Source organism: Nitrospira sp. (assembly GCA_005116745.1).
Taxonomy (GTDB): Bacteria; Nitrospirota; Nitrospiria; order Nitrospirales; family Nitrospiraceae; genus Nitrospira_D.
On the sequence record SWDS01000007.1, the window covers coordinates 107407 to 130803 of the forward strand.

Here is a 23397-nt window from a genome sequence, read left to right on the forward strand (position 1 = left end):
GTAACAGGACCAGTCCCTCTTCTTGGGCAGGTATTGGCGCAGCAGGCCAGTGGTATGCTCGTTGGTCCCACAAAGGCAATACTGATGTCTGACCCCAAGGCTTGGTATTGGGTTAGGGAGTGTGGGAGGTGACGGAGGGTATGGGAGTCGTCAAGGCCTCGTTTCCTAGATCCCTTATCAAGCGGTGAAACTCTGGATCGTTCCGAAGTAAGCGTGATCCCGCCAGCAACAGATGATCGACTTCCTCATCGGTGAGTGCCAGGTTGGTGGCGATATTCATCAGACGCGCTTCTTCCACCGGATCCGTCACTTCGGTCAGACTGGCATTGATGAAGTAGATGTCTGCGTCGGGTGCGAAGACACTGGACACACCTGCTGATCGGTGCTGCAATTGGACGCGCCATTGCTGAATAGCTCGATTCATGAGTTGCATGGTGTCCATGGAGTAACGATTGATGGGAATATCGATCAGGGCTCGGCTCACCCGCGAGAGGCCGGGAATCTCATTGAGTGTATATTGATTGAGGTCCGGCGCGGTCTCTGCGCTCACCATCAGATAGACCAGTTTTGTAATCTTCTTGGCGCCGAGCATCTGAAACGTCGATTCCAGATCCCCCACGAGCGCGGTGGTTTCCAACACACTGCGCATGCCGACGTTATCGGACAGGCCGCCGTCCAGCAAATGGATATAGGGGCGTTTTTTGGCGTCAAGATAGGAGCGGAGTTCGTTCGCCCGTTGTCTGCCCCATGCGGTGGGCCGGTCTTCTATCAACCGAGCCGGTGGCTGAAAGCCGCATTGGCCGGCATAATTGGTCATTGAAATCGGGCTGAGAAGCAGCGGGAGCGCGCTCGACGAAGCGGCGGCAACGGACAACGGCAATCGGTTCAGGTCTGAGCAGATCACGTCGAATTGCCGTTGGTTGAATTCAAATCGAGAAAGGGAGGCCATGTCGGAGGCATGCAGATTGATGATGGGCCGCTGGTGTCTGACGACCAGATCGCCGAAGGTATGGCCGTCGAACAGTGCCTCGTCCAATAACTCAGCAAAGATGTGGGCGCGGCCAAAATAGGGAGACCAGAGTCGGAGCCAGTTGGATGGAGACCGGAAGATTCGTGAGCGGAGCTCGCTCTCCCAGTTCTTCCGTAGAAAACGGACCTCGAAATCTTGAAAGATCCGGTCTCCATATAGGGCGTAGTAGGTAGCGGGAAAACTGCCTCCAGAGACGGCATTGATGATATTCAGCTCGTCCACGAGCCGTTTTTGGCGTCCCTCCCAGACAATCGGCGTGCGTGCCAGTTCTTGTAGTACGCCATAGGCAAGGGCTGACGCACGCGCGCCGCCACCGGAAAATGACGCGATGATGAAAAGGCTGTCTGAGCTGCCGGTTCTGGATGGAGGTAGATTGATGGAGCGATAGCCGTACCCGGCGTCCCATCGGGCCAACGGCGCATTCATGGTTGGGCGGACGTATTCGCAGCCGAGCAACAGCATCGCGCAGCCGATCAAGAGCCAGGCGCCAAGCGGAGGCCTATGGGCTGTCGAGAGAGAGAGGACTGGTTTCATGCGAGGGGGAGGGTACGCAGGCAAGTTGGTACTGTCAACTGTCGCTTTCTGACAAGCAACGAGCTGTGTACACATTTCTCTAATCCGTCTTTGAAACGCTTGCGGGTCCGGCTAACACGTCCTTGGCATCGTACAGATTAGCAATCCCAACCTGTTCTTGATCTTTGTACATCGTGACCGTCATGGCCGTGCGGCGTGAGAGTCCCAGCACATCTGTCCGCTGAGCCAGGTGAAAATAGTCGTATCCCTCGCGGAGCGTCAGCTCCGCGCAGCGTCGACGCAGATAGTAGTCAAGCTGCTCCTGGGACGTGAAGGCACTAGCCCGATATTCCACCCGGTACACGTTTGCCTTGAGCTGCTCAACTTCTGCACTCGCCGCGTCACCCAGTGGCCTGTATTGTCCAGTCATACAACCGGTAAGAGCCGCAGCCAAGAGCAGTGCAGTCGACGCATGCATAGCGAAATGGATTTTCCAAAGATGTGTCCACATATCGGGCGGTCATCGTAGCGAGATGAGTGTGGGAGGTCAATAGTAGCTGTGAGTTATGTAATAAAAGACTCCCGACCCCATTTATTCTACAAACCTGTTTTGGAAAGATACGTCCGCATAGTGGGTGGCCACCGTAGCGAGATGAGTTTACGAGATCAACAGCCGTTCCTCCCATTCATCTCTCCTTCGAGAGCGATTCGCTTCTGTTGGAATGCGATCTAGAGGAAAGGATAATATCTATTGTCGCGAAGATTTCCTGCGTAATCTTTTGCGATTATTCAATTCGGTGGGTCGCATTTCAAAACTCAGGAGCGTATTCTGCAACGAGGCCACATGAAAATGGTCTGTCATTGCAATCAACTCTGGAGGGACAGATGACGACCTTGGAACGGCTGCTTAACGGTGAGTTTATCCATCCCAGCACATGGTTTGGAGTCATCTTCTACGCGCTGGTGTTCCTCACGTCGGCGTGGGTGGGGCTCCGTTCGCTGCGTCTCGCGCTGGCACAGCTGGAAGGGAGTTTCCTGGACCGCACGTCGGTAGGATTCTTGCGCCGCATGGGGGGAGCACTCATCTGGGTGCTGGCTGTGATTCTCTATGCGAATGTGATTCCTGAGCTTCACGCGTTTGGGACAGCGCTACTTGCGGGTGCCAGTGTGGCGTCAGTCCTGGTGGGATTGGCGGCGCAGAGTACCCTGGGCAATATGATTGCCGGCTTGTCGCTGCTGATGTATCGACCGTTTCAAATTGGAGACTCCGTGCAGTTGACCGTGCCGGTGGGCGTCCAAACTGGCACGATCGAAGACCTAACGCTCGGCTACACCGTGATTAAGACGCAACAAAACCAGGAAATCGTGGTTCCGAATAGCGTGATGGCGAGCCAAGCCATCATTAAGTTGGCGTAGAGAATGAGGCGCTGCCTCGATTCGAACGGTGCGGTGGGTTGGCGGGGCAGGAAATCTATAGTGGGGTGGGCGAGCCAGGAGAGCTCTGCGTGGTTCTATGCTATGTGCGATAGAAGAGCTGACACGAAATTGTGTACTCGGTCACGTGTCTTTAGTATGGGTCATCAATGGTAACGACATCACGGTCATGAGACATTCGATATGATGAACATCTTCCTCGTGGCAATCGTCCTTTTCCTGGTCCTCCTGCTGATCGGAGTCGTGCTGTACGTGCGAGTCCCCCGCACATATCAGTCTGCCGATTCTGTCGCCAATTCTTATGATGATTGGACGAATGACGGCATCCTTGAGTTCTACTGGGGCGAACATATCCATCTGGGACACTATGGCTCTCCACCCGGCAACAAGGACTTTCTCAAAGCCAAGTCAGACTTTGTGCATGAAATGGTGCGTTGGGGTGGGTTAGACAAGCTTCCGTCCGGTACGACGGTGTTAGATGTGGGCTGCGGCATTGGCGGCAGCAGTCGCATGCTGGCGCGGGAGTATGGCTGTGCGGTCACCGGAGTCACCCTCAGCCCTCAGCAAGTCAGACGGGCTCAAGAACTGACCGCCCCAGAGGTGAATGCCCACTTTCAGGTCGATGATGCGCTGGCACTGTCGTTCCCCGATGCCAGTTTTGATGTGGTCTGGTCGGTCGAGGCAGGACCGCACATGCCGGATAAGGCACAATTTGCTCGAGAGCTTATGCGCGTGCTGAAACCGGGAGGAATTCTGGTTGTGGCCGATTGGAATCAGCGGGACGATCGCCAGGTTCCACTCAATGGTTGGGAAAAGCCGGTGATGCGGCAGCTGCTGGATCAGTGGTCTCATCCGGCCTTTTCGAGCATTGAAGAGTTTTCTGAATTACTGGAGGCCACCGGACTGGTGGCGGGTGACGTCACCACAGCCGATTGGACTGCCGAAACCTTACCCTCATGGCTCGATTCGATCTGGCAGGGCGTCATCCGTCCAGCAGGGATTGTTCGATTCGGCGTGAGCGGGTTCATGAAATCTTTGCGGGAAGTGCCCACGATTCTGTTGATGCGTCTGGCATTCGGGGCAGGGCTCTGTCGCTTTGGCATGTTTCGGGCTGTGCATGCCAAGGTCCCGACGAGTGCGCGGTTGTCCGCGCAGACGGATGACAGGCTGGTACGGTCATAAATCTGAAGACGCTGTGAGGTGGGAGCTATGAGTTTCTACGACATCAACCTCGTCACGATCGACGGCACGCCGCAGAAGATGGAGGTCTACCGCGGCAAGACGCTGCTCATCGTGAATGTCGCGAGCCAGTGCGGCTTCACGCCGCAGTATGAGGGCCTTCAGGCGCTCTACGGAACATTCAAAGATCGAGGTTTCGTGGTGCTCGGGTTCCCCTGTAACCAGTTCGGCCAGCAGGAGCCGGGCGGCGAAGCGGAGATTGAACAGTTCTGCACCAGGAACTTCAGTGTCACCTTTCCGATGTTCGCCAAGATCGACGTCAACGGCGTGAACGCACACCCGCTCTACCAATATCTGAAATCGGAGAAGCCCGGGATTCTCGGGACCGAGGGGATCAAATGGAACTTCACCAAGTTCCTCGTCGGTTCCGACGGCACGGTCTTGAAACGCTATGCGCCGAGTGAGAAGCCGGAGATGATCGAGGCCGATCTCGCTACGAAGCTCTAGACGACCGGGGTCGTCGAGAAGCGAAATCTTTACCTGCTCGAAAATTCAGAATGTCCCCGTGTTATCTTCCTGTTCTCGAGGCCTCAAGTGTATGACACATCGTGTATCGCCATGTTTCAGCCCCTGCTAGGCCTTCGAGGAGGGATTGATTATAATGAGCCCTATCGCAGATCTGGGATTCGATTCGAGTGAGGGAATGGGCAATGGGAACAAGAAGCTATACGGCGATCGTCGAAAAGGAAGGAGCGAGTTATGTCGCGCTCTGCCCGGAACTGGACGTAGCCAGCCAAGGAGAGACGGTCGAATCGGCCACGGCCAATCTCAAAGAAGCGGTCGAACTGTTTCTCGAATGCGCCGATCCCGCCGAAGTCGAACGCCGGCTCCATACACAGGTTTTTGTCACCCGCTTCGAAGCGGCCCATGGGTAAACTCCGCGTCCTTTCTGGGCGAGACGTCTGCCGCATCCTCGAACAACACGATTTTCAGATCGTCCGTCAACACGGAAGCCATATCGTGATGGCGAGCCAAGCCATCATTACGTCGGTGTAGAGGAGTAGGCGATGCCTCGATTCGAACGGTGAGATGAGTTGGCGGGAGTGGAAATGTATGGTGGGATGGGCGAGCCAGGAGGGCTATGCGTGGTTCTATGCCATGTCAGATACAAGAGCTGACCCCAAATTGTGCGCTGGAGCATTCTTCTCAGCGATAGACTTCTTTACGGTCGCCAATCTTGACGATCAGGACGATCAACTCCTTATCTTGGATCGTGTAGATGATCCGGTAATCGCCTTCGCGAATACGGTAGAGAGAGTCTTCGCCAGTGAGTTTCTTCACCCCCTGCGGACGTGGATGATGCTGCAACATCTTCATGCGCTTGACCAGGCGTTTCTGGATCGCTGGAGCGAAGGATCGAAGTTGGCGTTCAGCAGACGGGGAGAGAAGAATTGAGTAAGACATCGGGCGAGGCTAGAGGCCAAGGTCCTTCAGAATCACGTCCAGCGATTTCGCTCCCTTTTTCTTCGTTTCGGCCAACGCAGCCCGCGCATCAGCCAGGTCAATACGATCTTCTAAGTCTTCCAAGAGTCGTAAATCGGCAATCGGCACAACTGCGGCCACGTCTTTTCCGCGTCGGCGCACCACCACACGCTCTTTCCCATAGGCCGCACGATTGATCGTATCCGCAAACCCTTGCCTAGCTTTGCTGGCCGGAAGATGACCCATAGCAGTTTCCCCCGTGAAGGAGCTAAGGAAGCTCCAAATGAACGAATTGTACAAATTGTACGGCAGGGCTGTGAGGAGGTCAAGAGAGAGGTAGACATGGCTCAATTAGAATAAGATCCCAGGAGGGCGTTGATATATTGGTCAGCCCACTCAAAAAGAAACTGCGACCGCCATTGGACGGCTTCCTTCGACTTGTTCAGGACAAGCAGGGCAGGAATGGCGTGGCGGCGGCTGGGGGCGTCGAAAAGTGAAGTCTGTACCTGCTCGAAAATTCAGGATGGCCCCGTTTTATCCCTTCGTAAGTAAAACGCAAGAGTACAACGACATTGTGGTTCCGAATAACGTGATGGCGAGCCAGACGATCATTAAGTCGGCGTAGAGAATCAGGCGATATTTCGATTTAAACGGGGAGGTGAGTTGACGGGTCAAGAAATGTATGATGGGGTAGGCGAGCCAGGAGAGCTATGCTGGTTCTGTGACATGCACGATACAAGATCTGACACCAATTGTGACCCCTATTATGCGGTCTTACCAATTACGGGTTAGTTCTTGATGAAGGTTTCGACCAGGGTTAACAGCGCATAGAAGCCGGTTGGGAGTGTAACTGCGCGGAAGACCGGCAGTTCGGTGATCGGCATGAAGGCTCCTTTGGAAAAAGCCGTTACTTCCTCGATGGCATATTTAATTTCATTGGCGGAATCCGATGGATATCGTTTTCGATATTGACGGGAAAGATTCATAAGGACGCGTTGTCGAGCGACTTCCGACGCTTTCCTTAATTGAATAGTGCTCGCAACAACGTAAGAGGCACTGAGACCTATGACAACCATGAGTCAGATAGGAAAATCCCAATTGTCAATAAATTCTGAACGAGCTATCACCATCAGTACCAAGAGAGCGGCAGGGAAATAAATGAACTTGTCAATACGATCTGTTAGCTGCTCGATGATCTGTATATGAGGAAAAGTTATCGTGGAATCTTCTTCCTCAGTTGTTTCTGGGACGAGCTTCTCAATGAAAGCACTGGCAAGTTGGGTGACGTCGAGTACATAAAAGATGATACCGATCATTCCTAACACGGACGGCAGTAAGAGGATGAGATTAACTTGCCAGGCCACCTCACCACGAGATGGGGTGAAAGGAAACCCAGTAATCCCTAGCACTATTTGCCCAACCACCCAGAACGCAAAGCTTACAGGCGTAACCCTCATCAAGATCCAGGTCCAATGCAGTCGTTTTTTGTATTCTGCCCAGCGCATCGAGATTGGTGCATCTTTGTCGGGCGTCCACGTGTCTATTAATATCTGATCCGGTGCCTTCCATACTTGTTGTATTGTGTCCATTAGTGAGGATGACAAATTAGAAGGCGGTGTCTCGGGCTTTAGGATTTCAGGAAATTGTTTTTCCATCTGGTTGCAAGTGCGGTCACTATGCTGATAGAGCAGCCATCCAAATAGTACTGATAACCCAATCACAGCGCCCCTAAGTAGTTGGCTTGGCCAAATACTGACGCCGTCTAAGAGGGAGAAAGGCTCGCCTTCGTATGAATCTGAGATTAGATAGCGCAAAATCATAGCCAATAGGGAGGCAAACACCACAAGGCCGATCATTGTCTGAGCAGGGGAAGAGGCACTTTTGGTCAGCAGTAGCGCTGAGCACTTAGCGATCATTACACTCGCTGGAAGAAGCAGTATCCATACCAGCAGAAGGACAGCGACCACATAAGCGCAATTTGTGAGAGTTTTGCTTAGATTCACAGGCGCTGGTCGCACTGTATTGATTGCCTCAAGGTCTCGTCGCTGATTGTCGCTATCGGGCACACTAATATCAACCGGTCCATTGCGGCCGATCTCGTGGAGTTTTGTGCGAGGAACTGGTTCAAAGGTTTGTGGCTCTCTGCCAGATGGTTGAAACGTAAGCGTCGTGTTATTGCCGAAAGACGATTGTTTCTGCAGCGAGGTGGATTCTTTGAGAACACCCAATGCTCTCAGTACGGTGAAAAAGGTTGCTGTCTGGTAGGTATCGCGGAACTGCGGGATGGTCCCCTGGAGTTGCTCATGCAGCATCAGATCAAAGTGTGAGGCTACGACCAGATTGCGTGTCCATGCCAATTCGCTTGGGTGAAATAGTCGAGCATCGAGATCAGTCGTGAAGAAAATCACATGTGGAAAACTCTTCTTGAGCGCTTGCATGATGAGCAGCTTGTCGTAGACGTCACTGCCTAGCACGCCGATAGCTCTGAATCCTGGGCAGCGGTTCCATTTCCAGAGGCCACATTCTGTCTGAATGCGATTTTCTTTCTCGCGGATCAGTTCAGCCAGTTGTCGGATGTAGTCCAGTTGGCTGCGTCCTTCGGGCCGCTCCATGCGGGTAACATCTTGCTGACGATCTTTGGGCGATAGTATTGATGGAGTTGTGTCAGGGGAGGAAGGTTCTGAGTTATTCTTAGCCTTTGTCTGGGGAAGCTCTCCGTCTAAGCCTCGGAGATAACTGTATTGATGAAATCCTATGAGTTTTCTATTATTGCCATCTGATATTGTGCCCCTCACGAGTTCGGGCAGCATTCGCCCATAGAGCGTGTCCCATTCTGAAATGACTGCAATGTGGTTGCAGGTCTCCCCACTCTTGCATTCGAGGGCGACTCCTCGTCGTTCCAACTCATCGAATAGCGCGTCGATCAGCTCCTTATCGGTCGGAATCGTACGGGTGAATATTGTCTTCACTTTTTCAAGGTGTTTGGCCACGGATTGGTCATCACCGGTCAAGAAGCCCTCAGGCGCGGTTGACCATGGAGAATAGATGAGGAGAGCGTCCTGGCTTTCTGCCTTCTCTGTCATGCCAATTTCACCAATCATGGCCTGAAGTGTCCCGGAAAATCTCGGTCCGATCACTTTGAAAGAAACGGTGGGACGAAATGGAGGAAAAGCGTTCATCACTGTACGTTGGATTGCCCTGAGACTTTCGGTTGGGCGATTACCTAAGTCTTGGTCCTTGATCCAGAAAACCAATACATCTTCATCGAGCGCAGTCTTCTTAGACCGATACCATTCCACCGGTACGGGAGCTTGACGCCAATATTCGTACTTACCTGCTTGACCATGCGCAGGAGAACAAGAACTCTTGAGGGAAGCCGATATGGATGTCTTGACGTCCTTTGTTGAGCTGGACCAGTACATCTGGAGAGATGTTTTCCCCTGCTGGTCAGAGGACGTGCCTTGACAAAATGTTTCATCCGGCCAATGAAAGAATCGGATATGTTCGCTGTCCACTGGTGTATAACCAGCTTGTTCCAAACCGGATAGAACAGCGAAGCGCTGTCTCAACCTGGTCTCCCGGCTTTCTGCATGAGGACTTCCGTCCGCCAGGACAGTCAAAACATGAACATGTATTGGGAGTGGGAAGGAGTCGACGAGTTCTGCTGTCACATCCTTCAGTTGGTGGGAATGCGCAATTGGGCCTTGTTCTGATCCTCCCTTCTTGGCAGACTCCTCGATCTTGATGTGAGTGTCCACCGCCTCGAATGGGTCTTGCCATAGGCGAGCTTCAACCCTGAGATCGACTACGGAGGCGCTCATTTTTCTGTCTTCACTGTGCACCGGTCGAGAACTTTTCAGTGGGCCCTCGTAGAGCCACACTCCACCGGTGATGGCAGCAACAAGAAGTACTATCTGGTTAATTTGGAGCCTGGGCTCACTGCTCTCTTTGGAGCTCATAGTGCCGTAGTCCTATGGGAAGAGAACTATGTGCGGGAAAGAAAATGGTGTTAGGCACTAGTCCGCAACAGAATTCATGGCCGTCAATTCAATCAATGGTTCCTGCCACCATTTTCTGTTCGCAGCCCGCTTGATTTTCAGGACAGTTGCTGACCCCAAATCTCGCCCGGCACCGAGAAAGCGCTGGCACCTCGTGCCCGGAGCTCCGTCTACCATTTATAAAATCGATTGCGCGCGAGGCCCAGCTCGCGAGCAAGCTCCGACGCCGGGCGACTCCCACACTCCAGTCACTGCATGGCGTCGCGTGTGTACTCCGGTGAGAGTTGCTTGCGTGCACCCATCGGACACATCCTGGAGGATCCTGTCCCCCCTTGCCAGGTGTCTGTAAATCCAGGCTATCTCATGTCTGCATGGGATGTAGTTCTATTGCTTGCTGTAAATCGAGATCGCTTCGGAAACATACTTCATGTCCTGGTATTTCTTCTCTATATTGTTGTGGATCATCGGCATGACAACCGGAGCAGTTTCTTCCAGGCTATCTAAAGCAGTTCTGATGGATGAGATTTCGTCTTTGGTAAATACTACCCCCTGCTTAAGCTGGACGATTGATTCCTCGAACAGACGGATTGATGCCTTGTACTTGACAGCTGCGTTCCGATGTCTATCTGATCTTCCTCCGAAATCCATAAAAGTTTGTAGCGCTACTAACACTGCAGCAGTAATACTCAGGATGCCTACCCACAGTTCCAAAGGTGCCTTCTCGGACACCGCTGAAAAGACTGACGTTCCAACAACTGTGGAAAGAATGAGTGAAGGAATCCCCAAGGCAAATTGCCCCTTCGCATATTTACGAGCTGCTTCGTCATGTCGATCTCGAGCTTTGTGGGAATGAATGAGCCAGCCGGTGAGGAGTTGCTCTGTTGCCTGAGGGGTAAACACGCGTTTTTCGTCAGCCATAGGCCGTCTCCTGTCGATTGCGTGGGAACTCGGAGTCAGCGAGTGTAAAAAAATGCCCGGTACAGTTTCTAGTTTCTTAAGATCACTAGTTATCAGCAATCTAAGCGTTTGATCCTAGAACGTTCCATTCAGTGCAAAGTATTTTGTCGCCGTCTCCACCACTCTCAATCCAGCTTCGTATTGCTCCCGCTTTGATCCTTAGGCCAATTTCTCGTTTGAGACTCCTAGCGCTGGCGTTAGCTGGAAAGTTTTCCCTGGTGATGATGGTTGCAGGCATGCCGACCTCCGTTCTGTTGCGAGTATCAATGTGTGTTATTGGGTGGCTCTGAGTGCGGCCTTCCATGCTCGAAGGTCTACTTCGCTTCTTTCAGCAAGGGCAGCTCTCATCTTCAACATCTTTTTGGCCACGTCAGGGCTGTCAACTTTCCCATCGCGGTCGGCATCGCGAACGGTCTTGGGAAAGGCTGCGTCAATTGCAGATTCAACGGCAGGATTTCCTTTAACAGGTGGCGTATCGGCTAATAGTCGAGCTTTGGTTGAATCCAAAGCATCAATCAAATCTATTATCGTCTCGATTTGTCCCTGTCGTTGTACTGCAAGGTCATTGGAAGTCTTTAGAAGTGGTGTCGGCAAGAACCTTTCTGGATAGCTTGCGCCTATATTGAAAAGAGACTGGCAAAAGCCATCGAGTGAGGTTAGCAGAGGCGTTTTTGTAGCGGGCTGAAAGGCCGCACCATCTTTATAAAAGTCGATGCATTCGTAGTACATGTCAGGTTTAAACATGTCTTTTACTATAGAATTGACCGTATCTATCATCTTGTCGTTGTTGTTTTCGGTGAACGTTGAGCAGCTGCGCGAGCATGATCCCGACTCAATCGTACCGCTCGTTGATGATTTGGCGGTGAGGCTCTTGGCCGCCTCAAGAATCTCCTGCATTTCCTCTACCATTGTCTTCTTGCTATTTTTCGCATCGGTCTTGTGCTCTAAGGTCTTTTGGGATGCAGCAACTTCATCGTCGAGGTCCTTGAGCTTCTTATTCTGCTCCTCCGTTCGTGTCGCGGGATCAGGATGCTGCTTCTCATAATCTTCTTTGGCGGTCTTAGCTGCGGCTAGTGCGACCTTCGCCTTAGCTTCTTCATCCTCAGCGGTCTTTAAATTGTCTTTAGCTTCTTTTACATTTTTTTCGGCTTCGAGAATCCCTCTTCCTGTAGTGGCCGCACTTTCGCCACGCAAGACCACTTGTTTGGGAGTGACCACGTCTGTCAGCGACTCAATCGCTAGAAGTCCAGACATCATGATCTGATATCGACGTTGCTGTCCCATGTATTCCTTCCGATCTAAAGCTCCATTCATGTAAGCCTCACATAGTCGATACATGCCATCTCGAAGGAGTTGAATACTTTGCGTGCGAATGCCGATATTGCTGGCAACTTCCGAAATAGACCCTGCGAGTTGGGCGCTAATTTCTTTGTAGGAGCCTGACGCGCTCGCTGCCGCGCTTAGAGCCGAGAGTGCATCAGGGCTGGGCTCGGCACAGAGACGAGTGGTGGTTTCGGTGGCCGTAATTTTCCCTGAAGAATCTTTTAGGTCTGTCTTGCTTTGGGTGACCGCGATTACTCGCTGTTTGGCATCGATCAGCACACTGTCATCCTCCGTTTCGAATTTGCGATAAATCGAATTAAAATTGGCTCCACAGCCATACGTTGTCCAGAGGGTTAGTAAAATGATGATGCGTGTCAGCATAAGTACGCTATTCATTCGGTCATCTCCTTTTGATCGGGACAAGGGGCGAAAGTTTTGCTTGGCTAATTCTCATAGATGCGAACTCAGTGCCAGGCCTGACTATTGACTTATCGCCTTGCCCATTCCCGCGTTGTGCGGCACCAAAATTCACCGGGCGGTCAGCGTGACCGTGAGCAACAGGAGCAACCACCCACCAACGTCCAACCACAGTGAGCTGCGCATCGAATATCCCTCAAGGTGAAAGTCCTATGACGTCAATCGCGTCGCTGGAATCGTGATGTACGCCTAAACAAGTCCGATCGGTCACAAGCTGTGCAACCTCATGTGAGTCCCTTCAGCAAAGAACGGACCAACCAGCAAAGAACGGACCAACGATGAGTTCGCAAGAACTACGTACATCCCCAAGCATTGTGTTGTTCCCAGAGATAGAGATCTCGCGAGGTGAATCTTTTTCGATTCAGGGAGTATCTAAATGGATTCACCGTTTGCCTCCGAACTACTTGCCTCCCACGATGATGCTTCAGTCCTCAGGCTCCTCAGACGCATTCGCGGAACTGGTCGCACTCAATCGCGGCGGGATGGTAGCGCCGGAAACGGAGCAAAGAAATAACTCGTTGGTTTAGGGAAATTGAGATCTGTCACGGGGTGCAATAGACTCTATGCTTCAGTAGGGCCAACTGGTGCATCGGTGAGTCTGGGATGGCAGATGTGGATGGGGCTTGGAGCTACCGTCAAGAGGTGTGTAAATAAGTTTCAGGCGGCGGTCCTCTCCGGTTGATGGTTCATGTCATTCCTCTCCTGTCCTGACTGCAGCACGATCCCGTCCTTGAACGTCATGCCGGATGCTACCAGTGGCAGCAGCTCTGGCGCATTGAGTTTTCTCCACGACGTCTCGGCCACCCGGAGCATTTTCCAGATGATGGCCTGAGCGCCCTCCACGCGTTTGTAGCGGCGGGATGCGTCTGTTCGGAGCCGGACGGCCGCGAAGGGCGATTCCACGATGTTCGTCGTCCGTAAGTGGCGCCAATGCTCGCGCGGAAATGCGTAGAAGGTCACCATCCGCTCCCAGTCCCGGAGCAGCGTCTCCACAGCCTTCTTGTCCGTCTTGTGGTACGTCCGCACGAACGCATCGCGCAGGCGCTCGCATTCGACCTGCGTCTCGGCATACGGCATCGCCTTGAGCATCTCGGCCGCCTGTGGCTGAGTCTTCTTCGGCAGCGCATCGAGGACATTGGTCAGTTTGTGGTTCCAACACCGCTGTTCTGCACCGGTCGGATGGGCCTCACTCAAGGCTGCCCAGATCCCGAGATGTCCGTCGGCCACCGTCAGCTGCGGGAAGCGAAGTCCACGGCGCTTGAGATGGCGCAGGAGCGTGAGCCAGCTTTCCTTACTTTCACGCTCACCACTCTCGCAAGCCAGCACGAGCTTCTCTCCTGTGGTGAGGGCACCCACGATCGTGAGGAGTGCGCTCTTGCGATCTGCGATGCCCGCTTTCACGTAGAGGCCATCGGCCCACCAGTAGACGATCTGCACATCCGACAGGTCCCGTTGCCTCCAGGTTGCATATTCGCTCTCAAAGCGGGCCTTCAGCCGCTGAATCGAGCTCGCTGACAGCGGTGCGCCCTCCCCAAGCAGCCCCCTCAGCGCAAGTTCGAAATCCCCGCTTGAGAGCCCATGCAGATACAGCTCCGGCAGCACCTCACCGACTTCCCGGGTGCGGCGCATAAACAGTGGCAGCACCTTGCTCTCAAAGCGATCCGTCAGATCACGAACGCGCGGGCGCCGGACTGTGATGGTCCCGTTCATCATCGTGAACTGCCGAGACTTCCCGTAGCCGTTTCGACTCCCCGCAGGCGGGTCGACCGAGGGCACCGCGTCTCGGCGTGCGTAGGGGGCACGGCCGAGAAACGTGGTCACTTCCTCCTCCAGTAGGTGCTGTAGCTGGGCCTGAATCTTCTCTCGCGCCCACTGCTCCAGCGTGTCGTACCCGACTGCCCTTGACTCGATCGCCTTATTGCGGTTCCTCTCTCCCATGGTGGCGTATCCTTTCCCCTCGGCGGCAACCGAGGCGTTGGTTGATTGCTCAACCGAAAGGCTACGCCGCCTTTCTCCTATTTCCACACCTAAAGATGATACCTCTATCCATCAAAAAGATGGCGCGGGGTCCCCCACGTTGGGACGCAGTGATTTCACCGGGGCGACCGTCGACCTCTTGGTGGAAAAGCTGATGCCGAACAACATGGGCGTGTTCACGTTCAATGCGGAATTCAAGCGGTACTGGGCCAACTATGGGGCCGGAGCCACAGCCGGTGGCGATTGTTTCTGTATGTTCAATGGCCATTCCTGGACCGTGTACGGGTTGTACCTGATTCCTCATGAGGTCGGGATCGGACGGTTCCAGCCCTATCTGCGGTTCGTCAGTATCGATCCGCTGTATAGCTCCCTGCGACAGGAGTGGGAGTATGGTGTGAACTACATCATCTCCGGCCACAATGCGCGCATTTCGGCATATGGCCGGTACGGCGATTTGGAAACCAAGGGGCCATTCAACAACTTTGGGCCGAATGCGACCGGCAACAAGATCGATTCGTTCCACGTCGCCTTGCAGCTGCAGTACTAAGCAGCTGCACGTAAACGAGAAGGGCTCTTCTCAACCGAGGGCCGGAATCCACCTGCTGGGTTCCGGCCCTTTGTTTTATCCTCTCCATCATGCCGCCCCATGGGGATACTGTGGAGTTAGAGTTTTGGTGTAAGCAGGCGAATAGAAAGAAAAAGAGCGCTATACAAGCACGAGGCCTGCGGCTCGGATCTTTTTCCACGAAGGGGTGGCCAGGAAGGCGTTGAACGTCGATTCCGTGCCGGGAAACCGTTGGCAAGCCTCACGCATATGCGGATAGGACTGACATGGTTGTTGCGGGGTTGCGTCTCTCATTAATTGCTCCAACCATCGAGCCTCTGGTGCTCGGAGCGTAATGATGTGATTTTTTCGGTCACTCGCCAAGGTGAGTGTTGCGCGTTTTCCGATCGGTTCACAAATCACGGCTCCACCGAGCCAGACCACACGCCGTTCTAAGTCTGAATGGTCATCGCTCATCCGATTCTTGAGCAAGCGTCCGACCCATGTGGAAGGTACCTGAGGGCGAGGGGCCTCATACTCAAACCACTGACGGACATCGAGATCGAGTCCTCGCCGTTCAAGATAGTTCAAGAGTGATCGTCTGAGCCCTTCACCAAGCCAGGCCGGTGTTTCCGTATGGTCATCGTGATGCAGAAGGTCATTCTCGGCGAAGCCTCGAAATTCAGGCCCGAGAATGCGCACGCCATGGGCAGAGGGATCCAGCCCCACTGGGCTGTGGGCCGTGACCGTGAAGCGATGCCAAAAGGCTGATTGAAGGAGATCTGCTGCGACAAGTTGGCGGACTCGTTCGAGTGAATCGACGGTTTCCTGAATCGTCTCCGATGGACACCCATACATGAGATAGGCGTGGATCAGGATACCGGCATCCTTGAACCCGGCAGCGACCAGTGCGGTCTGATCAACGGTGATGCCTTTCTTCATGTTGTCCAAGAGGCGGTCTGATGCGGCTTCGAGCCCGGCTGTGACGGCAATGCACCCAGAGGCGGAGAGAAGGCGGCACAGGTCCGGTGAAAAGGCGGTCTCGAACCGGATATTGCCCCACCAGGTAATAGACATCCGTCGTTCCAGGAGGGCGAGAGCCAATGCCTTCAGTGCGGCAGGTGGAGCGGCCTCGTCTATAAAGTGAAACCCTGTTCGTCCCGTCTCGGCGACGAGTTGTTCGATCTGCTGGATGAGCCGTTCTGTCGGTGTCATTTCATAGCGACTGATGTAGTTCAGTCCCACATCACAGAACGTGCATTGCTTCCAATAGCAGCCGTGTGCCACGGTCAGTTTATTCCAATGGCCTTCCGACCAGAGACGATGCATGGGGTTGGTGCTGTCCAGAATGGTCAGGTAGCGATCCAGTGTCAGGCCTCGATAGGTTGGACAGCCGATGTCGTTCATCGTGAAGTCGCCTGACGAGGGATCATCCGCATAGATCACATGATCGTTGTGGCGATACATCGTGCGGCACAGCGATTGGCGCGGACGCACGCCGGACAGATGTTCAATTAAGGAGAGGAGCGGCCGTTCACCGTTGTCGAGGGTAATAAAGTCGACATAGTCGAACACTCGTGGGTCAGTAACCCGGCGCAATTCCGTGTTGACATAGCCGCCGCCGATGGCTACCGGCAGATCAGGGCGGAGCTGTTTGAGTGCCTGTGCGATGCGGAATGCCCCATAGAGATTACCTGGAAACGGTATGGAGAGACCGATGAGCGTGGGGTTGACTCGGTTGACGTGTTCCCAGAATACATCTAGCAGCCATTCATCCGTCACACTCGGTGGTTCCATCAGGGCAGCGGCGATGTGATCAAACGATGAGGCGCTGCGCCCGATCTGCTCGGCATAGCGGCTCAAGGCGAAGTGTGGGGTAATCGTGGCTTGCACCAAATCGGTCAGGTCTTCGAGGAAAAACGTCGCCCATTGTTTGGCTCTATCCTCCACTGACATTGCGCGCGCGAATTTCTTGCGCCCTCGGAATCGTGGGCCCTGAGGCAATATTCCAGGTTGAATCAAGTACGAAGCAAGGTCGGGGAGTTTGCCTTGTAAAAAAGCGACGACCGGTCCGATCATGTCCACGTAGGAGTGTTCGGCCCTCATCATGGCGATGGCTTCCCTGGGAAGGGAGCGTTCCAGGCCGTGCAGTTGCCGGAAGATATGTCCTAGTCCTTCGGGACTGAAGAGGCGCAGCACCATCTCGATGCCGAGATCCGCCTGCTCAACGGCAATATTGCGAGACTGAAGAAACCCAGTTAGGTAGGCAGTCGATGGGTAAGGGGTGTTGAGCTGAGTCAAAGGGGGGAGCAATAAGAGGACATGGGGAGACGCCATGGGCTCGACATAGCATAATGATAGCCGTGAATGCTATGCCTTGAGCCCATCGGTACGATCCCTGCTACTTCTTGATGTCCAGGATACTGCCGAGTAGTGCATCTCCTGCTCGTAAGGTTTGGAGGTTTGCTTCAAAGCTCCGTTGAGCTAGGATCTGCTGCACCGCTTCTTCGCCAAGATCGACATTCGAGAGCTTGATCGTGGTTTGATTCCCACCGCTGTCGCGAAGAACCGTTGGGCCGGAGGAGTCATCTTTCTCGACCACAGGGAGGACCCCACCACTAGGTATTTCCACGAAATCCGTTTGGGATTTCTTAAACCCGTCGGTATTGACGTTGGCGACATTGTGCGCAACGACCTCAATCTGCTTGCCGAAGGCTGCTAGGCCTGAGAGTGCCGTGTGTATAGCGGATATCATAGACACCTCCGTTGGATGACCTATTACGCCCCGTCGAGAGTCTTATCGGTTTATCCAGGAGGAACTTAAGCTGTGGAGTGGTCTGTGTATCAACCGATATGAACCGATGCCATCCCATACCGTACTCCAGGAATCGCGTCCATCTATACTACAGGCGCACCCCTGTTCGACCGATAGATTGGAGAACTAGAACAATTCGGACTCGCACAATATGTCTGTCTATAAGACCCCAACCTCTGATTCCAGATCCAAGACTCGGCAATCACATGTCTTGGTGGGAGAGGATACTAGCCTGATTCTGGAAGCCGTTCAGGATGCCATCTTCTTCTTGGATCAGGACAATCGAACTCTATTTCTGAATTCTGTGGCCCAGCAACTTGTTGGGCAAACACGCGATGTGATTGGACTGGGGTTTCACGATCTTATTGGATGCTTCACATCAGGCGAGAGTGAGGCGGCCCAGTGTCCATTCACTCGGATGGTGAATACCGGCGAGCGTGTCGTGATCCCTTCTCACTTTTGGGATCGAGAGGATGGTACTCAGTTTGAGCTCTCGCTCTCGTTCTGGCCCAGAACCCAACAGGGCGTGCTAGTCGGTGGCATGGTCATGGTCCGTGATTTGACCACTGCCATGGAGATTCAGAGAGATGTACAACGCGCCGCACGGCTGGCTGAGGATGCGCCGAATCCTATTGTGGAGTTTGATGCGACGGGTGCCATGCTGTATGCCAACACCGGCATGCTCAATGTAATGGCTCAATGCGGGCTACTCGAAGCCGGGATTGAAGTGATGTTTCCAGCTGTACTATCGGCCATGTTGCAAGAATGTCTCACGACCAATTCCGCTCTATTGCGGGTTGAACATGTCGTGGCTGAACGGGTTATCGCCTGGTCGCTTTTCCCCCTGGAGGAATTGAAACTTATTCGTGCCTATGGGCTTGATATCACGTCTGATGTGGCCTTGCGTCGAGCGAAAGAAGCAGCTGAAGAGTCGACGCGGGCAAAGGGTATCTTTCTGGCCACGATGAGCCATGAGCTTCGAACTCCGATGAACGGAGTACTGGGGTGCACACAGCTCCTTAAAGACACATCATTGACCGACCAGCAGCGGGAGCTCATCGAGACGATGCATCGCTCCGCGGATGCGTTACTGACGCTGGTGAACGACATTCTCGATTTTTCAAAAATTGAAGCCGGCAAGATGACGTTGGAAGTGGCCGATGTGAACCTGCGATCACTGATCTGTGACGTGACAACCTTAACGGAGGGGATGGCCTCCAAGAAAGGTCTCACCGTTTCAGTGCAGATCGATCCTGATGTACCAGAGGAGTTCCGCGGGGATCCGATCAGGTTGAGACAGATCCTTTTCAATCTTGTTGGGAATGCGATTAAGTTTACCGAACGAGGATGGGTGACGGTCACAGTCTCCTTGAAACGGGAACGGACGGAGGGATCGGACTCAGTCGTTCTGCAGTGGCGCATTCAGGATACCGGTATTGGGATGACGCCTGAACAGCAGGTACGCCTCTTTCAGGCCTATGCACAAGCCGATGCATCGACTACAAGAAAATTTGGTGGAACCGGACTTGGTCTCATGATCTGTCATCAGCTTGTCCAGCTGATGGGCGGTGCCATTACGGTCGAGAGCTCGATTGGCCATGGCAGTACATTTGCTTATACCACTAATCTTTTGCCCTCGATACATCGGGATACCTCCGCATCTTCTTTGGGACCGGATCAAGGCAGTATGGGAGAACAGGTTGGACCTCTGCGAGTACTGGTTGCGGATGATAATGAGATCAATCAAGTGGTGGCCTGTAAATTTTTGCAGAAACTCGGTTGTCATGTCGAAATTGCCCGCACGGGCCGTGAAGCAGTGGAAGCAATCACTCGAACAGTGTATGACGTCGTCCTGATGGATTGTGAGATGCCGGAGATGGATGGGTATGAAGCCACGCGAGAAGTTCGTCGTCGTGAGGAAGGGACACCGAGCCATCTGCCCATCATGGCCCTCACGGGGCACACCTCCGCTGAAGAAGCACAGAAGTGTCTCCAGGCCGGTATGGATAGGATTCTGACGAAGCCTGTGACGCTGACCGCACTCCGAACGAGTCTTCACGACCTATCGCACAACGCGGACTCCTGATTCCAACTGGTCCTGTCATTTCTTGTCCTTTGCGGTAGACTCTATCGGCCCACTTCGGTACAGTAGCGTCATGAATTCCAATCCGGCATCCGATCGATTTTTGCTCTTTAGCGATTTTAATTGTCCGTTCTGTTATGCGCTGCACGAACGGTTGCATGACTTGGGTTTGATCGACCGGTGCGAGTGGCGAGGAGTGCAGCATGCGCCGCAGTTACCCCGTCCCATGAAGCCGTGGGATGGCTCGTTGGGGGCGGAGTTGCGGCACGAAGTTGCGATGGTGCAGCGATTGGCGCCGGGATTGCCAATTGCATTGCCGCCTGGGAAGCCGAATACCCTGCCGGCGATTGAGCAAGCGGTTGCGCTCTTGCGAAAGGATCTAGGGTACGGGATGGACTTTGTTCAGCGAACCTACCGTGCCTTTTGGTGCGACGGTCGAGATATTTCCGATCCGCTTGTGTTGAAGCAGTTGGCGGGAGAATATTTCACTGACGATATTGATGGGGAGAACCAGCTCGTTGCGCAGAAATGGGAAACAGCTTGGCATGCAACGGGTCAAAATGGAGTTCCCCTCCTCGTATCTCCGGATGGGGATTTGCTCGTCGGGTGTGTCTCTCAGGAGCAGATTCGACAGTTCTTCACGTAACAGCTTGATGCTACGTCAAGAGTCAAGCGGTTATACCCCTTGAGTTCTAACTCCAAGTGCATCACGGCAGGCCCGAATGGGCTACGGTGTTGTCATGCGAGAACACGGCGATACACACTTGATGGCTGAAGACCGTGACACCGTGAGTCTTGGCCTGCCCCCCATTCACACTCCAAACGATGGCGCGGATCTTGGGCCGAGCGCCCTTCACCGTGAGCCACGAATACGCCCGTAACACGACGCGGGACTGTCCCTATCGGGCCTGCACCGCTCACACGCAGGCCGCCACCCAAGCCCCGTCAACCGCGGTGGGCGTGCACACTGATGGAGTCTTGGCGGTGGCCGTATGTCCAGCCATATCTGGTGCAGGGCTGCTCGCCTGAGCACATTGCTGGGCGGTTTCAGCGCGCGTATCTTGACGACATGCGCGCGCATCTCTCGGCTGAGACGATCTAGGCTGGGCTGTCAGTGTTGCCCCGCGGCACGCTAGTGGAGCGGATGACGCACCTAGCCCTTCCGGTTCGGATGGAGGGGACGGATGCGACGAGTGCCCGCCAGGGCGTTACGAAGACACTCTGGCACGTGCCCGCCGCACTGCGCAACACGCTGACGTACGATTGGGGCAAAGAGATGGCCGAGCACGAGCAGGTGGCCCAGCGGCTCACGATCCAGATCTTCTTTGCCGATCCGTACAGCCCTTGGTAACACGGCACCAACGAGAATACGAATGGCCAGCTGTGCCAGTTTGGCCCACGGGAACGGACTTGTCGGGCTACACGATGCGTGAGTGGAACGCCATGGTGCATCGCCTGAACACGCGCCCACGAACATGTCTTGACTGTGCGACGCCCCTGGAATTCTCTGCGCAGCTACGCCATGATTCACCCGTCGCACGTGGAACGTGAAACCGCCCGGTATTGAACTCGCTCCAATAAATCATGGTCGCTCGTTCTAGAAGACCAGTTACTTGGTGATCCGCTTCGCTGCCTCGACAATGGATCGCACGCCGATCCCGTAGTGATCCACGAGCTCTTCGGGTTTCCCGCTGTGGGGAATTTCTCGAACGGCGAGTTTGTGGACGGCGATGCCTTCGGTGCTGACCGCGCTGAGGACCGCATCACCAAGGCCTCCATGGGCATAGTGATCTTCTACCGTGAGGATTTGGCGTTGGGTTGCGCGGCCACTCTCTACTAAGGTGGTTCGATCAATGGGTGCAATACTATAGAGATCGATGACACGGACGGCAATCCCAGCTACTTTGAGTTGATCATGGGCTTTGAGCGCTTCAAACAGTGTGACGCCTGCGGCTACAATGGTGAGAACATCTGATGCGCTCTCCCGGATGATTTTGCTGCCACCGATGTGGAATCGTTCATCCTGTCCATAAATCACCGTGGTTTTCGGCCTTCCCGCACGGACATAGACCATCCCTTTGTGTTGCGCGGCGGCTTCGAGTAACCGATAGGTCGAGTTGCCATCCGAGGGATAGAGCACCGTCATGTTCGGTTGCACGGCCATCATCGCGATGTCTTCAAGCCCCATTTGTGACGGGCCGTCTTCGCCGATGCTCACGCCGACGTGTGTGCCGACGAGTTTGATATTTGAGCCGCTGATGGCGGCCATGCGAATGAAATCGTACGCACGGCTGAAAAAGCAGGCAAAGGTGGCGGCAAAAGGGATCTTGCCGCATGCAGCCAGACCGGCAGCGGCTCCGACCATGTTCTGTTCTGCAATGAAATTCTCGAAAAACCGATTGGGGAATTTCTTGCCGAACTTGTCCGTATAGGTTGAGTTCTTGACATCGGCATCCAGCGCAACGACCAGGGGGTTGACCGATCCTAAGGCTTCCAGTGCCGCACCAAAGGCCTCACGTGTGGCGACGGCATCGCCGATTTTGTAAGGCGGTGGCGGGATCGTGCCGATGGTGACGGGAGCGGCGCTTGGAGCGGAAGGTGTGTGGATCTGAACGGCGGCACCGTTCGGACTCAATTGTTTGGTGAGCTCATCAATCGCCTTCTGAGTTTCTTCGCCTTTCTTCAGCGGTTTACCGTGCCAGTCTGGTCTGTCTTCCATGAACGAAATACCCTTGCCCTTAAATGTTTGGGCGAGTAACACGGTGGGCCGTCCTTTGGTGCGAGCGGCCTCATCGAAGGCCTTCAGGAGCGCTGAGAGATCATGACCATTGACGACCATCGCATGCCAACCGAATCCGGCCCAGCGGGAACGGTATGCGTCCATATCGTGCTGCAACATCGTGGGATCGCTCTGGCCAAGCCGATTGATATCGACAATAGCGCAGAGATTATCTAACCCGTGCTGCCGTCCGACCTCGGCCGCTTCCCACACCGAGCCTTCGACAGATTCACCGTCTCCCATCAACACATAGGTGCGGTGATCCAGCTTGTCGACGAACTTGGCATTCAAGGCAATACCGACCCCAACCGAAAGTCCTTGTCCTAGTGAGCCGGTGGCCATATCAACAAATGGCAAGCGGGGCGTGGGATGTCCTTCGAGGTCAGACGTGAGGGTACGTAACTTTAAGAGATCGCTTGTCGGAAAGAGCCCGGCTTCAGCCCACGCGGCATAGAGTAGTGGAGCCGCATGTCCTTTTGAGAGGATGAAGCGATCGCTGTTGAGTGCTTTAGGATTCTGAGGATCGTAGCGCATGACGGAGAAAAACAAGGCGGCCACGATATCGGCAGCTGAAGCACAGCTCGAAGGGTGGCCGCTGCCAGCCTCACTGGTGGCTCGCACACTGTTGATGCGGAGTTGGGTTGCCTTGTTGTGTAAGGCGTTGAGTAATTCAGGCGAAAGAGCTAAAGCGGCCATGGACGATCCTTTCAGGATAGAGATCACAACGCGCGTAGGTGTTGGTTGTACGCTTCTGCAGAAGTCGCTAGGGCGTGAGGCTAACAAATCAGCGAGTGGAGGTCAATGAA

At 54.0% G+C, this 23397-nt stretch carries 19 protein-coding genes and 2 pseudogenes; 9 read left to right on the plus strand and 12 right to left on the minus strand.

The genetic code is table 11. The annotated features are described in order from the left end of the window. Positions 1-112 precede the first annotated feature (112 nt). Both E8D52_11285 and E8D52_11290 read right to left on the minus strand, forming a co-directional pair. Positions 113-1639, minus strand: a complete 1527-nt coding sequence (locus E8D52_11285; GenBank protein ID TKB67846.1) for a patatin-like phospholipase family protein — start codon at positions 1637-1639, stop codon at positions 113-115. A gap of 4 nt (positions 1640-1643) precedes the next feature. Next, positions 1644-2054, minus strand: a complete 411-nt coding sequence (locus tag E8D52_11290; GenBank protein TKB67847.1) for a hypothetical protein — start codon at positions 2052-2054, stop codon at positions 1644-1646. Between the two features lie 622 nt (positions 2055-2676). On the opposite strand from E8D52_11290, the pseudogene E8D52_11295 reads away from it, so the two are divergent. The 5 genes and pseudogenes from E8D52_11295 to E8D52_11315 all read left to right on the plus strand — a co-directional run bounded on the left by E8D52_11295 (position 2677) and on the right by E8D52_11315 (position 5212). Beyond that, positions 2677-2886 (plus strand): annotated as a pseudogene (locus E8D52_11295) (hypothetical protein). A gap of 274 nt (positions 2887-3160) precedes the next feature. Next, entirely contained in the window at positions 3161-4159 is a 999-nt protein-coding gene (locus E8D52_11300) for a methyltransferase domain-containing protein (GenBank protein TKB67848.1), read from the plus strand. A gap of 27 nt (positions 4160-4186) precedes the next feature. After that, on the plus strand, positions 4187-4663 hold the full coding sequence (locus tag E8D52_11305; protein ID TKB67849.1) for a glutathione peroxidase: 477 nt from the start codon (positions 4187-4189) through the stop codon (positions 4661-4663). Positions 4664-4866: 203 nt separating this feature from the next. Beyond that, entirely contained in the window at positions 4867-5091 is a 225-nt protein-coding gene (locus tag E8D52_11310) for a type II toxin-antitoxin system HicB family antitoxin (protein TKB67850.1), read from the plus strand. Next, positions 5084-5212: a type II toxin-antitoxin system HicA family toxin gene (locus tag E8D52_11315; GenBank protein ID TKB67851.1), complete on the plus strand. Its 129-nt coding sequence runs from the start codon at positions 5084-5086 to the stop codon at positions 5210-5212. The genes E8D52_11310 and E8D52_11315 overlap by 8 nt, the downstream gene beginning before the upstream one ends. A gap of 150 nt (positions 5213-5362) precedes the next feature. Here E8D52_11315 and E8D52_11320 read toward each other — a convergent pair whose 3' ends face one another. From E8D52_11320 to E8D52_11350, 7 genes and pseudogenes are all read right to left on the minus strand, one after another. Beyond that, positions 5363-5620 (minus strand): type II toxin-antitoxin system RelE/ParE family toxin, encoded by a 258-nt coding sequence (locus tag E8D52_11320; GenBank protein ID TKB67852.1) that lies wholly within the window; start codon positions 5618-5620, stop codon positions 5363-5365. A 9-nt stretch (positions 5621-5629) separates the two neighbouring features. Then, positions 5630-5884 carry a type II toxin-antitoxin system Phd/YefM family antitoxin gene (locus E8D52_11325; protein ID TKB67853.1) on the minus strand — a complete coding sequence of 85 codons (255 nt, stop codon included), beginning with the start codon at positions 5882-5884 and terminating at the stop codon, positions 5630-5632. Positions 5885-6426: 542 nt separating this feature from the next. Then, positions 6427-6624 carry a hypothetical protein gene (locus E8D52_11330; GenBank protein ID TKB67854.1) on the minus strand — a complete coding sequence of 66 codons (198 nt, stop codon included), beginning with the start codon at positions 6622-6624 and terminating at the stop codon, positions 6427-6429. A gap of 93 nt (positions 6625-6717) precedes the next feature. Next, positions 6718-9459 carry a hypothetical protein gene (locus tag E8D52_11335; GenBank protein ID TKB67855.1) on the minus strand — a complete coding sequence of 914 codons (2742 nt, stop codon included), beginning with the start codon at positions 9457-9459 and terminating at the stop codon, positions 6718-6720. A gap of 561 nt (positions 9460-10020) precedes the next feature. After that, the gene (locus E8D52_11340; GenBank protein TKB67856.1) at positions 10021-10554 is read right to left on the minus strand and encodes an SLATT domain-containing protein; all 534 of its coding nucleotides are present in this window, start codon (positions 10552-10554) and stop codon (positions 10021-10023) included. Positions 10555-10866: 312 nt separating this feature from the next. After that, a complete protein-coding gene (locus E8D52_11345) occupies positions 10867-12312 on the minus strand; it encodes a hypothetical protein (GenBank protein TKB67857.1) in 1446 nt (481 codons plus the stop codon). Between the two features lie 801 nt (positions 12313-13113). Beyond that, positions 13114-14331: pseudogene (locus E8D52_11350) on the minus strand (IS256 family transposase). Here E8D52_11350 and E8D52_11355 point away from each other — a divergent pair. Next, the gene (locus E8D52_11355; GenBank protein ID TKB67858.1) at positions 14330-14917 is read left to right on the plus strand and encodes a hypothetical protein; all 588 of its coding nucleotides are present in this window, start codon (positions 14330-14332) and stop codon (positions 14915-14917) included. The pseudogene E8D52_11350 and the gene E8D52_11355 overlap by 2 nt on opposite strands. A 159-nt stretch (positions 14918-15076) precedes the next feature. Here E8D52_11355 and E8D52_11360 read toward each other — a convergent pair whose 3' ends face one another. Then, positions 15077-17251: a radical SAM protein gene (locus E8D52_11360; protein ID TKB67859.1), complete on the minus strand. Its 2175-nt coding sequence runs from the start codon at positions 17249-17251 to the stop codon at positions 15077-15079. A 64-nt stretch (positions 17252-17315) separates the two neighbouring features. After that, on the minus strand, positions 17316-17669 hold the full coding sequence (locus tag E8D52_11365; protein TKB67860.1) for a flagellar biosynthesis protein FlgC: 354 nt from the start codon (positions 17667-17669) through the stop codon (positions 17316-17318). Positions 17670-17880: 211 nt separating this feature from the next. Between E8D52_11365 and E8D52_11370 the strand changes: the two genes are divergently transcribed. From E8D52_11370 to E8D52_11380, 3 genes are all read left to right on the plus strand, one after another. Next, entirely contained in the window at positions 17881-19815 is a 1935-nt protein-coding gene (locus E8D52_11370; protein TKB67861.1) for a response regulator, read from the plus strand. Positions 19816-19885: 70 nt separating this feature from the next. Beyond that, the gene (locus tag E8D52_11375; GenBank protein TKB67862.1) at positions 19886-20458 is read left to right on the plus strand and encodes a hypothetical protein; all 573 of its coding nucleotides are present in this window, start codon (positions 19886-19888) and stop codon (positions 20456-20458) included. 498 nt (positions 20459-20956) lie between these two features. Then, entirely contained in the window at positions 20957-21163 is a 207-nt protein-coding gene (locus E8D52_11380) for a hypothetical protein (protein ID TKB67863.1), read from the plus strand. A gap of 258 nt (positions 21164-21421) precedes the next feature. Here the strand turns inward: E8D52_11380 and E8D52_11385 are convergent, their stop codons facing one another. After that, positions 21422-23287 (minus strand): transketolase, encoded by a 1866-nt coding sequence (locus E8D52_11385; GenBank protein TKB67864.1) that lies wholly within the window; start codon positions 23285-23287, stop codon positions 21422-21424. Positions 23288-23397 lie beyond the last annotated feature (110 nt).

What these genes read in the sequence shown, in the direction of transcription:
- E8D52_11300 (TKB67848.1), top strand. Translation starts at nt 3,161, where the DNA reads ATGATGAACATCTTCCTCGTGGCAATCGTCCTTTTCCTGGTCCTCCTG.
- E8D52_11340 (TKB67856.1), bottom strand. Translation starts at nt 10,554, where the DNA reads ATGGCTGACGAAAAACGCGTGTTTACCCCTCAGGCAACAGAGCAACTC.
- E8D52_11335 (TKB67855.1), bottom strand. Translation starts at nt 9,459, where the DNA reads ATGAGCGCCTCCGTAGTCGATCTCAGGGTTGAAGCTCGCCTATGGCAA.
- E8D52_11385 (TKB67864.1), bottom strand. Translation starts at nt 23,287, where the DNA reads ATGGCCGCTTTAGCTCTTTCGCCTGAATTACTCAACGCCTTACACAAC.
- E8D52_11370 (TKB67861.1), top strand. Translation starts at nt 17,881, where the DNA reads ATGTCTGTCTATAAGACCCCAACCTCTGATTCCAGATCCAAGACTCGG.
- E8D52_11355 (TKB67858.1), top strand. Translation starts at nt 14,330, where the DNA reads ATGGTGGCGTATCCTTTCCCCTCGGCGGCAACCGAGGCGTTGGTTGAT.
- E8D52_11365 (TKB67860.1), bottom strand. Translation starts at nt 17,669, where the DNA reads ATGATATCCGCTATACACACGGCACTCTCAGGCCTAGCAGCCTTCGGC.
- E8D52_11360 (TKB67859.1), bottom strand. Translation starts at nt 17,251, where the DNA reads ATGGCGTCTCCCCATGTCCTCTTATTGCTCCCCCCTTTGACTCAGCTC.
- E8D52_11310 (TKB67850.1), top strand. Translation starts at nt 4,867, where the DNA reads ATGGGAACAAGAAGCTATACGGCGATCGTCGAAAAGGAAGGAGCGAGT.
- E8D52_11375 (TKB67862.1), top strand. Translation starts at nt 19,886, where the DNA reads ATGAATTCCAATCCGGCATCCGATCGATTTTTGCTCTTTAGCGATTTT.
- E8D52_11325 (TKB67853.1), bottom strand. Translation starts at nt 5,884, where the DNA reads ATGGGTCATCTTCCGGCCAGCAAAGCTAGGCAAGGGTTTGCGGATACG.
- E8D52_11380 (TKB67863.1), top strand. Translation starts at nt 20,957, where the DNA reads ATGACGCACCTAGCCCTTCCGGTTCGGATGGAGGGGACGGATGCGACG.
- E8D52_11320 (TKB67852.1), bottom strand. Translation starts at nt 5,620, where the DNA reads ATGTCTTACTCAATTCTTCTCTCCCCGTCTGCTGAACGCCAACTTCGA.
- E8D52_11305 (TKB67849.1), top strand. Translation starts at nt 4,187, where the DNA reads ATGAGTTTCTACGACATCAACCTCGTCACGATCGACGGCACGCCGCAG.
- E8D52_11285 (TKB67846.1), bottom strand. Translation starts at nt 1,639, where the DNA reads ATGTGTACACAGCTCGTTGCTTGTCAGAAAGCGACAGTTGACAGTACC.
- E8D52_11330 (TKB67854.1), bottom strand. Translation starts at nt 6,624, where the DNA reads ATGAATCTTTCCCGTCAATATCGAAAACGATATCCATCGGATTCCGCC.
- E8D52_11345 (TKB67857.1), bottom strand. Translation starts at nt 12,312, where the DNA reads ATGAATAGCGTACTTATGCTGACACGCATCATCATTTTACTAACCCTC.
- E8D52_11290 (TKB67847.1), bottom strand. Translation starts at nt 2,054, where the DNA reads ATGTGGACACATCTTTGGAAAATCCATTTCGCTATGCATGCGTCGACT.
- E8D52_11315 (TKB67851.1), top strand. Translation starts at nt 5,084, where the DNA reads ATGGGTAAACTCCGCGTCCTTTCTGGGCGAGACGTCTGCCGCATCCTC.